Source organism: Pseudomonas sp. BO3-4 (assembly GCF_034044115.1).
Taxonomy (GTDB): domain Bacteria; phylum Pseudomonadota; class Gammaproteobacteria; order Pseudomonadales; family Pseudomonadaceae; genus Aquipseudomonas; species Aquipseudomonas alloputida.
In genome coordinates, this window is sequence record NZ_CP139018.1 from 1,593,125 (window position 1) to 1,605,963 (window position 12,839).

A 12,839-nucleotide genomic window follows, 5' to 3' on the forward strand; every position below is an offset into this window, starting at 1 on the left:
CCGCTCAATAGAGCGGGCTTTTTGTTTGTGCGCCAATGAATTCTTGAGCCTGTCGATCTACGCTCTTCTGTAATGATTGCGGTGTAGTCTTGAGCCGCTGAGCGGCCTCAAAAATCAAATGTGCTTTCTCATCCACAACAACCGTCGCACTGATAGCTTCGAGCGTTGTCCCAGCTTTATCACGCAAACGATTGTTCTGGCCAAAAATTTAAGCGATCTGACAGCTTTAGCAGTGTATGATTGCGCCCGTCAGCCCCGCCGGGGCTTGTGGAAAACCACCATGGACTTACCCAGTAGTTACTCGCTAACACGATTCATACAGAAAGATCTGACCGATTGATTCCCTCGGCGTGCTCCGCTGCTGGGAGTGGAGTTCGCCTATGACCGAAGTAGAAGTTAAAAAAGCGCAAGAAAGCCTGCAGGATCGCCTGGCCCAGGTGGTCGAACTGCTGCAGCGTCAGCGCATGGTCGAAGACCTGACCCATCGCCAGGAAGGCGCGCACAATGACCTGGTGGAAAACCTGGTCCACCGCCAGAACCTCGTCGAGCTGCAGCGCAAGCTCGATGACCTGCACCCCGCCGACATCGCCTACATCCTCGAAGCCTTGCCCCTGGAAGATCGCCTGACGGTCTGGCAGCTGGTGCGCTCGGAGCGCGATGGCGACATCCTGCTGGAAGTTTCCGATTCGGTTCGCCAATCGCTGATCGCCGACATGGACGATCACGAGCTGCTGGCTGCCGCCAAGGAGATGGACGCCGACGAACTGGCCGACCTCGCCCCAGAGCTGCCGCGTGACGTTGTTCACGAGCTGATGGAAACCCTCGATGCCCAGCAACGCGAGCGGGTGCGTTCGGCGCTGAGCTATGACGAGGAGCAGGTCGGTGCGCTGATGGACTTCGAGATGGTCACCATCCGCGAAGACGTCAGCCTGGAAGTGGTGCTGCGCTACCTGCGCCGCCTGAAAGAATTGCCGAACCACACCGACAAATTGTTCGTGGTCGATTACGACGGCATCCTCAAGGGGGTATTGCCGATCAAGCGCCTGCTGGTCAACGACCCGGAGAAGAAGGTGGCGGAGGTCATGGCGACCGACCCTGTCTCCTTCCAGCCCGAGGAAGATGCCTACGATGCAGCGCAGGCTTTCGAGCGTTATGACCTGGTATCCGCCCCGGTGGTGGACAAGAGCGAACGCCTGATCGGCCGTCTGACCATCGACGAAATGGTTGACCTGATCCGTGAGGAAAGCGAGAGCGAAGTCCTCAACATGGCGGGTCTGCGTGAAGAGGAAGATATTTTCGCCTCGGTCTGGCGTTCGTTCCGCAACCGTTGGGCGTGGCTGGCCATCAACCTGATTACCGCGTTCGTTGCTTCGCGAGTGATCGGGTTGTTCGAAGGTTCGATTGAAAAGCTGGTGGCGTTGGCTGCGCTGATGCCGATCGTTGCGGGTATTGGTGGCAACTCTGGTAACCAGACCATCACCATGATCGTCCGCGCCATGGCCCTGGACCAAGTGTCGCCAGGCAATACCAGCCGCTTGATGCGCAAGGAATTGGCGGTGTCGCTGATCAACGGCCTGGTTTGGGGCGGAGTGATTGGTGCGGTGGCTTTCTGGCTGTATGGCAGCTGGTCGCTGGGGGTGGTGATGACTGCAGCGATGACCTTGAACTTGTTGTTGGCAGCGCTGATGGGCGTGCTGATCCCGATGACATTGGCCCGCCTGGGGCGCGACCCTGCGATGGGGGCGAGCGTGATGATCACTGCTGTGACCGACAGCGGTGGTTTCTTCATCTTCCTGGGGCTGGCGACGCTGTTCCTGTTGTAAGCCGATCCTCCCTGTGGGAGCGTCCCGCAGGGAAATGCCTTTGCTGCCAATCAGTCATCCACAAAAAAGCCAGCTTACGCTGGCTTTTTTGTGTTCGCTGCAGGCCTCAGGAAGCGTCTGCGGCCATTTCCACATCGTGAGCGATGAGGGCGACCAGGGCGTTTTGCTGGCGGTGGGACAGTTGGCGGAAACGCTGCAGCAACTCGCGCTCATGCAGGGACAGCTCGGGGCTGTCCAGGCGCATGCTCAGTTCATCACCCAGCGCACCTTCCTGGATAAGGCTCTGCTCCAGGCGTGCAATGATCTCGGAGTTCATGCTGCGGTGGTGGTTGCGCGCTACCTCGGCAATGCGCTCACGCATTCCGTCTGGCAGGCGGACGACGAACTTGTCAGCGGTGCGGCTCGAATAAATAGCCTGTTTCATTGGGCGCATATAAATTGACCAGAGTTTGGTTCAGGGGAAGCGGTTCTCAAATTGGCCGCACGGGATGGAAGTACGACCGTGGCGACGACAAAATGTTCAACCGCCAGTGAAAAATGGATGCTCATCTTGCCTCATGGTCGCCGTTTGCTTGGCGTCAATTATGTGACAAATAGTGAGCCGGATAAAGGCTTTATGCCAGTACCAATTATCAGAAATGAGCACTGGTTTGAAAAGTTTTACATGCTCTGGCTAGCCTGGCCGTCAGTCTTTTGCCGTCAATAATCGGTAAAACGCAGAAAAATGCCCAGAAAAGCCCTAGAATGCGCCGGTTCTCTCCATAGAGCATAGTGGCTATGCAACATGACGCAAGCGACCGCCGATCAGGGACGGGCCGGTTGATATTTCTGGTTGGGCCGTCGGGTTCCGGGAAAGACTCCCTGATCGACGCTTCGCGTGAGCAACTGGCCCTCGCCGGGGTAGAAATTGCCCGCCGGGTCATCACCCGTTCGGCCGAAGCCAAAGGCGAAGCTGCCCAAGGGGTCACGCCTGAGCAGTTTGATACCTTGCGTGCGCAGGGTGCGTTTGCCATGCACTGGCGGGCCAATGGCCTGGACTATGGCATACCCCGGCAGGTGGACCAGTGGTTGGCGGCGGGGAGGGCAGTGCTGGTGAATGGCTCGCGGGCTTATCTGCCAGAAGCCCGTCAGCGCTACCCGGATTTGTTGGCCGTGTTGGTCGAGGTCAAGCCTGAGGTGCTGCGCCAGCGCTTGCTGGCCCGGGGCCGGGAAACTGCAGAAGAAGTGGAGCAGCGCCTGGCGCGCAGCGCACGCTTGCAAGCTGCAGCCGACCCGTCGGTGCATGTGCTGGATAATTCTTCCACACTGGAGGCGGCGGTCGCCGCATTCGTTTCGCTGCTTCGCCATCAGGGCGTCCTACCACGGGGATAGCAGCGGCAGAAAAGGATTACGCGAAAAAGCCCAGTTGAGGCATGACAAACGCCAGCATGCTGGTTAACATGCTGGCCATCCCGCTGTGCAGCGCTCGCTGCCGGTCGTAGCGTCTCAGTAGCTCAATTGGATAGAGCATCCCCCTCCTAAGGGGAAGGTTGCAGGTTCTTATCTGTGGTACGTCGTAGGTGCGGTTAACCCCCTCTGCGCACAGAAATACCCAACTGATGATGTTCAGTCCTCTTAGCTCAAGGGATAGAGCACCCGCCTTCTAAGCGGATGATGCTGGTTCGAATCCAGCAGGGGACGCCAATTTTGTTTGCTCGTTGGTGCGTAAGTGATGCTCACAGCTTGCTAACGAGAAGAGTGAAAGCGGAGCTTGTAAGCTCCTGATAAGCCAGAAAATGCTTGATCGACTAGATCGAAGATAGCAAGATGTCACCCCGCCTCTGCTCCTTGAGTTCAATGGATAGAACGGGTCCCAAGGGTCAAATACTGGGTCGTATCTGGTTCGAGGGATGGGCGTGTAATGAAGGTAGAGACAAGCTTCTCCCGGGGTGCTATAGCCAAGCCCTTGATTCTGAGAAGGAAACGTTAGAAAATTGCTATCGATGCTTCCTTAGTTTAATGGATAGAACAAGCCCCTCCTAAGGGTTAGATGCTGGTTCGACTCCAGCAGGAAGCGAATCCCCTCCAGTTTTTTTGTGTTTCAGCAACAGGCTTGATGCGTGGCTTAGTCGACTTCTGTAAAGCTATTCATCCCCTTCAAGGCTGCCCTGTCCTGGTGCGGCTATGTTGGTTAGCGCTACCCTGCACTGATCAACTTCCACTCTGTCTCCGTACGTACAACAGATCTTCCGAGACCTCGGCCAATGCAGGTCCACCTGATTCATGCCGACGCTAATTTCCGGTCTGTCAGCATGGTTTCTCTGTAAGCAGCCAGCAAACACAACTTCAAATCCCAGCATCAAGGGCGATGGTGTCCACCTCAAAATACGTGGATACCATCGCCCTTATCGCAAGGTTCACCATACGTCAGCGCACCTGTTATCCAAAACCCTTCAGAACTCAAGTCGTTCGGGAATGCCTGCAACCTGAGGTGTCGATTGCCAGCATCGCGCTGTGTTCGCGCTTCGCTTACGTCCGGCGAACCCACCTACCAAACATAAGGAAATTACCTCACCTGCTGCCGCAGTGACAGGTGGCGCTAGAAATTCTGGAGTCGTGTACTTGGCTATAAGGATAGGCATTGAGAGCCGTCCCAAAGCACACTCCATCATGGAAGGAGTAATGAGATGTCGACCTTATCCTTGGCAGGATGTACTCATGCAATCAGCAGGTCGGACTTTGAACAGAATCAGCAGTGGCCGGACACTCCCCAGAATCGCCATTTGCTAGCCGCATACGGAGCTGCTTGTGAAAGATCATCCAAATGCGCTGTTGCCGCACTGAGCGCAGAGCGAGGCGGCTGGACTGACGTTGAGCAGTACAAGGCTAAAGCTGCGCATTGGGAGACGGTGGCTAACACTCTGGGAGCTGTGTTGAGCATGGAAATTGATGGAGGAAGAGAGGAGATCCTGCTCCCAGATCCCTGGATATAGCGAGGTCTGATATCGATACCGGGGCCGCCGCCTGGAACGCAATTGGCGCATGGAAATCCTGGCGATAAGGGCGAGCGCGTCCGCTTGAAAATACGCGGACACCATCGCCCTAAAGCTGAAGTTCGGAAGGTGAATTCGCCGGACGCTTACTTCCGGTCCAGCAGCATGGCTGTATCCTGAAGCCCTGACTGGGCGCTAGCAAGGTCGTTTAGGGGGGGCGTGATGAATGTTGTGGTCAAGGTCGAGATTCAGGGCGTCACCGACGTTTTGCGATACCTGTCAACTTACCACTCGCATGTCGAGCGGCGGGCTTCAGTTTGGGACACTACAAGCCCACTGGTGGGATGGCAGCAAGCATGACGGAGCGCTACGAGTTCCATCTCTGTGAAGGCTTCTTCTTCAGGCGGTTACAAATCTAAAGCAGGAGCGACGTACGCAGAGCCTCCTCACTGACGACGGGCGCATAGCCACAGAGGTCGGACACGATTTTGTCTCATTACTAAATTCTTCAGCCAAGCTCCGAAGAGCTAGTAGGTGCCCACGCCTGCTGGATCGACTGCGGTTGGCCCCCCTCCTAGCGCTAACAAGCGTTCGGGACATTCTTTAAGCGAGAGCTGGATTAGGTTATGACCCGACCAGCCAAGCGCCATGTGGCGAAACTCTGTACCTCCTCCTCTACGCGCTTAAGGATTCCCTCCAAATCGCATAACTCATCCTGAGACAGTGCGGTAAGGACAAGCACACTGCTCAGCTCGACCCCCAGGTGAGCGCATATTCCTCGCAGTACCGCCAATGATGGGCTCCTCTTCCCGAACTCTATGTCGCTGAGATATTGGGGTGATACCACTCCATCAAAATGCGCCTGCGTCCAGCCTCGCTGTAGCCGCATTTCCCTCAAGACCGCGCCCAGCGCCGCTTCGAACCCCATGCTGATGCCTGCTGTAGAAAACAGCTGGCATTAGACGAAGCATAGCGTTAGATTGGAATCAACGATAGGCGATGCTACGATATATCTTAAACTGTTACGTTATGGATCGCGCGTTGGTAGCAGACCCTCAGCCACTCAGTACCCAAGAATTTGGAGCGTAAATGTGAATGACGCCGCAGAGCGAGATCTGGTTATTAAGTATCCGCTGTTGTTCGGTACTGAGGGCCGTCGTCGGTTTTCAGAGGTTTGGGGTATTGAATGCGATGATGGGTGGGCAGAGATCCTGAACACGCTGTGCTCTGAGATTCAATCATATGTTGATGAACAGAATGTTGAGCAGGTTAGGTTTTCTTACATAAAAGAAAAATTTGGGGAGCTGAGGGTTTCCTGTATTTGTGCGGATGAATATGTTTCTGCACTAGTAAGCAAGGCTTTGCAAATATCAATTAAGACATGCGAGTGGTGTGGTCAGCCAGGTTCTAGAAAAAGGTTGCAGTCCGACTGGGTTAAGACCTTATGTGAGCCTTGCGAAGCGCAGGCTCTAAAACGGATTTCATAATGTATCTATAGGTAAGGCAATGTTCGAAACCCATGCAGAAGCCATCTCAGTTTCTTCTGAACTACCAAATGAGCAGCTGCTCGTAATTGATTACGTGTCGCAACGACTTCAGACAGCTTGGTTTTATATTACACAGCACTACATGAAATCTGGCAGTGGTGATGTGTCAAAAGGTGAAGTCATGATTGATGATGTGGATAAGTTGAAGAGGTTTTTTTCTAAAAAATTTACTGGCTCATACACCTATAAAATTGCATTGGTCATTCCCCCGGTTATGAGCGGGACTGATGACTGGTCAATGGCTCCATTAATCGAAATCAATGAAGTGGTCTCTGCCGCATTGGCTGAAAAGCGGCATTACATTTACACGGTTGATAACGAGGAGGGGCTTTATTATTCGGAAAAACCGGATGGGACTTGGGAGCGAGGTCCTCAGGTATTAATTTATAAGCGAAATGCATAGCGCGAGGGGGCAGTATGCTGAATTTGCTTGTCTCTACTAAGATGGTAATGGCTAACTCTTCAAATTCTGTTGCGCTCGCAAAGCAGCTCTTTTCACTGTACGAAGACGGACAAAGTGTTCCAGTTCATGAGCTGAAATCTCTGATTTCCTCTCCAAGGCTTTTCGATGTCTACCTGAAGGATTTTCTAGGTAGTGAGTCGATTTTGGCGGGAGACTCATTCCTGGATCTTCATACAAATCTCGCTGACTCACTCCAGAAAACATATGCAATCACAATGAGCGATTGGGAAGTGGTGCGTGAGCTATATGTGGAGGTCGACTCTTTCCATTTCAGAGATTCGAGTGTAAGTAAAGTCCAAATCTGGCCATACGATCCTCGTAGTTTATCATCCGAACAGATGAGGCTTGCTGTTGCGGTTAGCTACACCGACTCAGAGTTGCTGGAGGAGCCCCGTTTGTGCGGAGCACTAAGAAATTTGCTCTCAGAATATAGAGTTGAATTTTTCTGGGAACGAAGAGTTTATGACTCCTGATTGATCAGACGACCCGCCCCACAAAGTTATGTACCTGAGGTATTAGTCTCAAGCCCTAGACTGTCGGATGACTACGTCCGCAAGCTCGATTTGAGCGGCCTGGTTTTTGTAGCTCAGAGCACAGCATGCTCGGTAATCACGCGCAGCGCAGCTACGGCGTTTCGCAGGAGGCTTGCGCGGAGATGAGGGACAAGGTTGAATTGGTCGATGAGTTCCACTTTACGAACGCCACCATGAGCCGAATCCAAGTCGGGCCTTTCGATCCGTCTTCGTTGGATCTATAAGCCATGGAAATTGCCGTCTCCAAGGAAAGCGCATAGCAAGCACAGTGGGTGTGTCAATCTGAGGTTAGTGCAGCGTGCCGTAGTGACCAGCCATCGAGCGCTGGTAGTAGTCAGAAACGGCTTGGAAAAGCTGTTCAGCTTGATTTTTGTACTGCTGTATTAGATCCGCCGGCGCGCCTGCATCTACCGCTTCGTGATAAGTCCTTAGCGCATCCAAAGCTTGCTTCATCAGTGGGTCGTCCGGGGGAAGCGGGGCAATAAAAATTTTCACCTTTGACGCCTCGGGACGTGCCTTGTGCTATGCGCTAAGGCCAGGGTTGGCGAGTGCGCTCATTCGCTCACCCTAGCCTAATCGGTCACAGAAGTCAGACGACCTTTCGTCATGTCATTTGGCGGTATCGTCCATAAGCGTGGAGTACATTTGTTCTCCTCTACCACAAGTCAGCGGTGGTGCCTGTCTCTGGAGGGCGCGCTGTGAGGAGACTGTGTGGGATATGGAAAGCTGTGATGGCACATTGATTGCGCTGGTAATTGTGTTCCCGTTATCTCAAGCGGTATATTTCCTGAATGAGGAATGCAGGAATCAATAATGGACCTTTACGGTGTCAAACCACTAGTCGATCGGGCTAAAGAGTTATTCCAAAAAGATGATGAGTGCCAGTTGAGGTATGCGTGCTTGGAGCTTCGTTTTTGCTTCGAGCTTATAGCATATCGGCAATTGCAGCAGTATGGAGAAAAAATTCCTGGTTCAGTCGTCGGGCAGTGGAAGCCCGATCAAATTATCAGGCTCCTTGCTTCTTTCGATCCTGCAAGCGAGCAAGGCGGAATACTGAGTGTAGGGCTGCAAAACTCACCTGATGAAATTCCCACGGCTTGGGCTACCGTCGGTGAATCCAAGGCCATTCCCTGGAGAACCTTTAGACGGCATTATCAAACTCTGGGATCTTATCTGCATGCTCCGATGCCTAAAGCTGACGGCAGTGCGCCAAAGCCGATAAATAGAGAAAAACTCCGTGTAATGATTGCCGACATCGAAGATGTTATGTCAGCAACTATTATTCTCGCAATGCATAAAACTATCAATGCAACCTGTGACTGCGGCCAAGAAATTTTCATAGGTGAAAACGAATATGAGGACGGCGAGCTTGCGCGATGCTCAAATAAGAACTGTGGCCGCTATTGGCATAAAGCTACCCTAGCTGATGGCGATAAGGTGTTGCAGGCAGCTAAAACCATTTTTTTCAAATGTCAGTGCGATGCCCTCATGCCTGTGCCAGTTGAAGACGTGTGGAAGCGGTTCTCATGCAGAAACTGCATGAGCACATACCGAGTTAACCTGGGCTATTCAGAAGTCAAAAAATTGATCTAAGCGATTGTTCAGGCTGGTCGTAGGGCTAGCCTGAATCGATGCCTAGGCAAAAGCTTGGCCTGAGACAAAGGGAGTATGGATTGCCACAAGTGTGCATGCAGGCTGGCACAGTTTATAAGGCTTTATAGGAAATTATAGAGTGATTATAGAGCGTGACCAGAATCCATGCGGTGGTCGTTTATTGACCATTCTTATGGTTGGCGCCTTGCCTCAAGCGAGGTCCACTCCGGTAGTGACACCTAGCTTCCATTGGCAAAGAAGAGTAGGCAACATCTGCCTTCAGCCACTTCAGGAGCAGGTATGGACATCTGGGAAGCCAATAAGCTGATATTTTTCATCGCGTTCGTGGTTCCAGGTTTTATCAGTCTGAAGACCTACGCGCTGCTCCAGCCGACCCAGGTTCGGGATAGCTCTCAGCAAGTGATCGATGCTGTGGCGTACAGCTCAGTGAATTACGCATTGCTGCTGGTGCCCATGTACCTGGTCGAATCGTACGGCGTGAGGGCTGGCCATCCCGTTCTCTACGTCTTTTTCTACACGTTCGTGCTTCTTATAGCTCCAGTGCTTTGGGCTTGCGGCTTTTTGTGGTTACGGAAAACAGAGATTTTACAGCGCTCAATCGCACATCCGACCGGCAAACCTTGGGACTTTGTATTCAGCAAACGAGTGTGCTATTGGATCGTGGTGACCCTGAATGACGGGCGGCAGATCGGCGGTTACTATGGGAGGCACTCATTTGCTTCCAGCAATCCGTCACCTGAGCAGATATATCTAGAGAAGTGCTGGGTTATAGGAGAGGGTGGTGGCTTTGACCGCGAGAGATCGAACACGGCGGGAGTCATCATTCTCGCAAAGGATATTGTTACCCTAGAGCTGTACCATGTTGACTTCCCAGAAGAGGATGAAAATTGTGAGCAAGCGAAGTGACTCGTCCGAGAAATATGGCTACCAACCCAGCAAGAGTGATTCCAGCCCTGTTAAAGGAGGCTACGCGCCGACCCCTACGAGTGAAAGGGCTCCCGTGCCGCCACCTAAAAATCCTTGACCATCGTCAAAATACGTCCCTAAGAGGATTTCAGAATGTCTGAGGAGCAAAAGCGCGAGCCGAAGCTGCAAACCAATGGCTATCAGCCTTCAGCAAAGCCTGTTTTGGCTCAAGATACGGTTAAGCCTGCCGCTCAGAGCCAGCCGAAACCGCCACCTCGAAACCCATGAACGAAGGCGGTTGAGGCTTTGATTTCGCATCAGAAGCGCACGTGAAACTCCTGTCGTGTGTGCGCTTCTGAGGAAGTGGCCACTTAGCATCACAAAGGTGTTGCTTCAGATCCGAAATGGTGTATTTTGGCTTTGCGTGAGCGTACCGCTCACTTGCTGCAATCGAAACGAAACATCCGCTGGTTAGCTCAGTAATGAGCATTCAATACGTTTCAGTATTGAACTGATGAGGAGGCCTCGGCAGTCTCCGACCCCGCGTCCCGCTGGAGTGCTTCACGGTGGGCCTACCATGAGAAAGATGGTGGTTTTCAGCGGATGGTTTCGATGAATGCAACATCTTTCTCTATACCCTATGTCATGGGTTGGTGTGGCCCACATTTATTTCCTATGGATGGGTGCGATGCTTTCGAATCCCCAGAAGGTGTCTAAAAATTCTATCTCTAACCGAGAAAGCTTATGCAAGCTTCTTCGCGTTTCTGATGAGTTCCTAACCTCGGTCTTAGCTCTTAGCCAAGATGAGCGATATTCTAGAAAGAATAGCGTCATGAAAGCTGGTGGGGTGGAACGGCCAATTTATAATCCACACCGTTTTTTGCGAAAGCTGCAAAAGCGTATTAATGTCGCGATATTTTCTAATAGATACGTCGTGAAGTGGCCGCACTATATTTATGGGTCCATCCCAAATCAGAAAAATAACGACGGGTATGACAGTAAGGATTACGTCTCTTGCGCTGGAAGGCATTGTGGTGCCAAGAGTTTGTTGAAGATTGATGTTTCTAGTTTTTTTGACAATGTCCATCAAGACATTGTTTACGCTATATTTAAAGACTTTCTTAGCTATAGCGAAGAAGTATCAATTATTCTTGCGGACATATGCTGTCACAATGGCCACTTGGTGCAAGGTGGCCTCACCTCAAGCTACATTGCGTCCCTTTGTCTTTACGATGTAGAGGGGCGAGTAGTTGAGCGGTTGAATAGGAAGGGGTTGACGTATACAAGGTTGGTAGATGATATAACAATCTCATCTAAAACTTTAGGCACAGATTTTACATATGCATTGAAAGTGGTTGGCGACATGTTGGTCGATAAAGACCTGCCAATCAATGAGGGGAAGACGCGAGTTTTCAGAACTTCAACTGAGCCTTTGACTGTACATGGACTTAGGGTGAGTTTTGACAGTCCAAGGTTGCCTTCGGATGAAGTGAGAAGAATACGAGCTGCCGTTAAGAATTTAGAGTCCCTTGCGGCTGAGCCTGGCTATAGAACGACCCACGACTATAGACATGATTACAATAGGTGTATGGGGCGCGTTAATAAGCTCCATCGGGTAAAGCACAAGCAGCATATACCACTTTTGAAACGCTTAAATGAAATCAGGCCCCTTCCTTCCCGTCGAGACGTTAACAGGGCTAAGGACATGGTAGCTCGGTTAGAGAGGGATTTTACCTCAAAGAGATCAACCTATTGGTATAGATCTAGATATTATCGTGTTATGGAGAGGCTAACTGTGCTGGGCCGAATCTATGATAAGGCGACTGACCAGTTGAGGATGAAGCTGCGGGCATTGAGACCTGGATTTGAGGATTAAGGTGAACGCGATTTTTCAAAGGTGCGAGCGGTGTGAGGTTTTACGAGATAAATTTTCGCGTGTGCATCCGTATTTTAAGTATTTGATCTATCTTCTCGCACTTATAGCTGGGGTTGGATTCTTAGTGTCTGCTGTGATTGCAGGCTCTATAGTTTTTGCGGATGAAATTTATAAACTGTCTATCTGCTTTTCCAATAAATGTTTTCTGCGATTCTATGAGTATTTTAGCTCTGCTTTCACTGTTGCCAAATCTACACTTGACTTGATAGGTGTTGTGGCGACTGTAGGTGCGATTTTTGTCGGTTTGTTAAGTTATTTGTCCGCCTTGCGGTCATCGCATTTCACAAACCATGTGTCACATTTGACATTGTTCCAGGGGTTCTTTGTGGAAGAAATCCGCAAGCGTGACTTGCTGGCTTTATCTTCTTTCGATGTTCACAAGATTTACGGACTTATCTACGGAGGTTCGCGAAGTGGCGATATGTCTGTTTCGGGTGCCTATTTTTCTTTTATCGGTTCAGTGAATGCGGTCATAGGTGAGTCGAACTTTAGGTCATTCAAAGCTAGCAAAGGTCCATTTATATATAAAGACCATCAGTCGCGGATGATTGAGGTGCTAGCTTTGATAGGCTTTGATCTGCAATTTATGCCAAAAAAAGATTTTTATGAGATCGAATTGCAAGTGTTCTCTCTGATTGATGCGATTTCAAATTCATTTTGTGGTGGTGATGCTCAGGCTAAACTTGATGCTCGTATGTATAGGTGACGGCAGCTGAGTGGTTAGGCTCCATTTCTATTTGTAGTGCATGACTATCAAAGTCTTTCATGAGGGATAGCCTTCAAAGTCATTGCTTCGTGTCATCCACCTCCTTGCTAGCCCTATATTAGTTCTACCCAGTGCAGACATCAGAGCAAGAATCGAACCTTGGAAGGCATGGCTAAAGCTGACGAACCTCTGCTACGAGAAGCCCTTGAAGCGATAAGGGCACATCGAAGCGCTCAGGATCGAGGGACATTTTCTGAGGAGGTAGGACGCCTCAGACTACTGACGGACTCCCTGTACCACGCAGTGGTGGATTACCGCTTTCAACTGGTCAGATCGGGT

At 51.2% G+C, this 12,839-nt stretch carries 14 protein-coding genes and 2 tRNA genes; 12 read left to right on the forward strand and 4 right to left on the reverse strand.

Annotated elements, in window-relative coordinates; genetic code table 11:
* Positions 1-4: 4 nt before the first annotated feature.
* Positions 5-187, reverse strand: a complete 183-nt coding sequence (locus REH59_RS07415; RefSeq protein WP_127644222.1) for a hypothetical protein — start codon at positions 185-187, stop codon at positions 5-7.
* 193 nt (positions 188-380) lie between these two features.
* On the opposite strand from REH59_RS07415, the gene mgtE reads away from it, so the two are divergent.
* Positions 381-1,823 (forward strand): magnesium transporter, encoded by a 1,443-nt coding sequence (mgtE, locus tag REH59_RS07420; RefSeq protein WP_003254500.1) that lies wholly within the window; start codon positions 381-383, stop codon positions 1,821-1,823.
* 106 nt (positions 1,824-1,929) lie between these two features.
* Here mgtE and REH59_RS07425 read toward each other — a convergent pair whose 3' ends face one another.
* Positions 1,930-2,256, reverse strand: a complete 327-nt coding sequence (locus tag REH59_RS07425) for an Arc family DNA-binding protein (protein ID WP_003254499.1) — start codon at positions 2,254-2,256, stop codon at positions 1,930-1,932.
* 69 nt (positions 2,257-2,325) lie between these two features.
* On the opposite strand from REH59_RS07425, the gene REH59_RS07430 reads away from it, so the two are divergent.
* The 4 genes from REH59_RS07430 (at position 2,326) to REH59_RS07445 (ending at position 3,879) form a co-directional block, all read left to right on the forward strand.
* Positions 2,326-2,529 carry a hypothetical protein gene (locus REH59_RS07430; RefSeq protein WP_014755754.1) on the forward strand — a complete coding sequence of 68 codons (204 nt, stop codon included), beginning with the start codon at positions 2,326-2,328 and terminating at the stop codon, positions 2,527-2,529.
* 71 nt (positions 2,530-2,600) lie between these two features.
* Complete coding sequence (phnN, locus tag REH59_RS07435; RefSeq protein WP_054888707.1) at positions 2,601-3,194, forward strand: phosphonate metabolism protein/1,5-bisphosphokinase (PRPP-forming) PhnN; 594 nt, start codon at positions 2,601-2,603, stop codon at positions 3,192-3,194.
* A 237-nt stretch (positions 3,195-3,431) separates the two neighbouring features.
* Positions 3,432-3,506 (forward strand) — tRNA-Arg (locus REH59_RS07440).
* 301 nt (positions 3,507-3,807) lie between these two features.
* Positions 3,808-3,879, forward strand: a tRNA-Arg gene (locus REH59_RS07445).
* 1,535 nt (positions 3,880-5,414) lie between these two features.
* Here the strand turns inward: REH59_RS07445 and REH59_RS28735 are convergent.
* On the reverse strand, positions 5,415-5,723 hold the full coding sequence (locus REH59_RS28735) for a helix-turn-helix domain-containing protein (RefSeq protein ID WP_420715405.1): 309 nt from the start codon (positions 5,721-5,723) through the stop codon (positions 5,415-5,417).
* A 163-nt stretch (positions 5,724-5,886) separates the two neighbouring features.
* Between REH59_RS28735 and REH59_RS07450 the strand changes: the two genes are divergently transcribed.
* Genes REH59_RS07450 through REH59_RS07460 form a run of 3 tightly spaced genes read left to right on the forward strand, consistent with a single transcriptional unit; the run spans position 5,887 to position 7,278 of the window.
* Positions 5,887-6,282, forward strand: a complete 396-nt coding sequence (locus tag REH59_RS07450) for a hypothetical protein (protein ID WP_320450449.1) — start codon at positions 5,887-5,889, stop codon at positions 6,280-6,282.
* Positions 6,283-6,301: 19 nt separating this feature from the next.
* Positions 6,302-6,745: a hypothetical protein gene (locus REH59_RS07455; RefSeq protein WP_320450450.1), complete on the forward strand. Its 444-nt coding sequence runs from the start codon at positions 6,302-6,304 to the stop codon at positions 6,743-6,745.
* Positions 6,746-6,759: 14 nt separating this feature from the next.
* A complete protein-coding gene (locus REH59_RS07460) occupies positions 6,760-7,278 on the forward strand; it encodes a hypothetical protein (protein WP_320450451.1) in 519 nt (172 codons plus the stop codon).
* 348 nt (positions 7,279-7,626) lie between these two features.
* Here the strand turns inward: REH59_RS07460 and REH59_RS07465 are convergent, their stop codons facing one another.
* Positions 7,627-7,833 (reverse strand): hypothetical protein, encoded by a 207-nt coding sequence (locus tag REH59_RS07465; protein WP_320450452.1) that lies wholly within the window; start codon positions 7,831-7,833, stop codon positions 7,627-7,629.
* A 318-nt stretch (positions 7,834-8,151) separates the two neighbouring features.
* On the opposite strand from REH59_RS07465, the gene REH59_RS07470 reads away from it, so the two are divergent.
* The 4 genes from REH59_RS07470 to REH59_RS07480 all read left to right on the forward strand — a co-directional run bounded on the left by REH59_RS07470 (position 8,152) and on the right by REH59_RS07480 (position 12,500).
* Positions 8,152-8,931, forward strand: coding sequence for a hypothetical protein (locus REH59_RS07470; RefSeq protein WP_320450453.1), 780 nt, complete (start codon positions 8,152-8,154; stop codon positions 8,929-8,931).
* 300 nt (positions 8,932-9,231) lie between these two features.
* Positions 9,232-9,858 (forward strand): DUF6338 family protein, encoded by a 627-nt coding sequence (locus REH59_RS07475; RefSeq protein ID WP_320450454.1) that lies wholly within the window; start codon positions 9,232-9,234, stop codon positions 9,856-9,858.
* Between the two features lie 832 nt (positions 9,859-10,690).
* The gene (locus REH59_RS28740) at positions 10,691-11,734 is read left to right on the forward strand and encodes a reverse transcriptase family protein (protein ID WP_420715416.1); all 1,044 of its coding nucleotides are present in this window, start codon (positions 10,691-10,693) and stop codon (positions 11,732-11,734) included.
* A gap of 124 nt (positions 11,735-11,858) precedes the next feature.
* Positions 11,859-12,500, forward strand: a complete 642-nt coding sequence (locus REH59_RS07480) for a retron Ec48 family effector membrane protein (protein ID WP_320450455.1) — start codon at positions 11,859-11,861, stop codon at positions 12,498-12,500.
* Positions 12,501-12,839: the final 339 nt, after the last annotated feature.

Bases quoted from the DNA above. Each gene is read 5' to 3' on its own strand.
- mgtE (WP_003254500.1), top strand. From the start codon at position 381: ATGACCGAAGTAGAAGTTAAAAAAGCGCAAGAAAGCCTGCAGGATCGC.
- REH59_RS07425 (WP_003254499.1), bottom strand. From the start codon at position 2,256: ATGCGCCCAATGAAACAGGCTATTTATTCGAGCCGCACCGCTGACAAG.
- phnN (WP_054888707.1), top strand. From the start codon at position 2,601: ATGCAACATGACGCAAGCGACCGCCGATCAGGGACGGGCCGGTTGATA.
- REH59_RS28735 (WP_420715405.1), bottom strand. From the start codon at position 5,723: ATGGGGTTCGAAGCGGCGCTGGGCGCGGTCTTGAGGGAAATGCGGCTA.
- REH59_RS07455 (WP_320450450.1), top strand. From the start codon at position 6,302: ATGTTCGAAACCCATGCAGAAGCCATCTCAGTTTCTTCTGAACTACCA.
- REH59_RS07460 (WP_320450451.1), top strand. From the start codon at position 6,760: ATGCTGAATTTGCTTGTCTCTACTAAGATGGTAATGGCTAACTCTTCA.
- REH59_RS07470 (WP_320450453.1), top strand. From the start codon at position 8,152: ATGGACCTTTACGGTGTCAAACCACTAGTCGATCGGGCTAAAGAGTTA.
- REH59_RS07475 (WP_320450454.1), top strand. From the start codon at position 9,232: ATGGACATCTGGGAAGCCAATAAGCTGATATTTTTCATCGCGTTCGTG.
- REH59_RS28740 (WP_420715416.1), top strand. From the start codon at position 10,691: ATGAAAGCTGGTGGGGTGGAACGGCCAATTTATAATCCACACCGTTTT.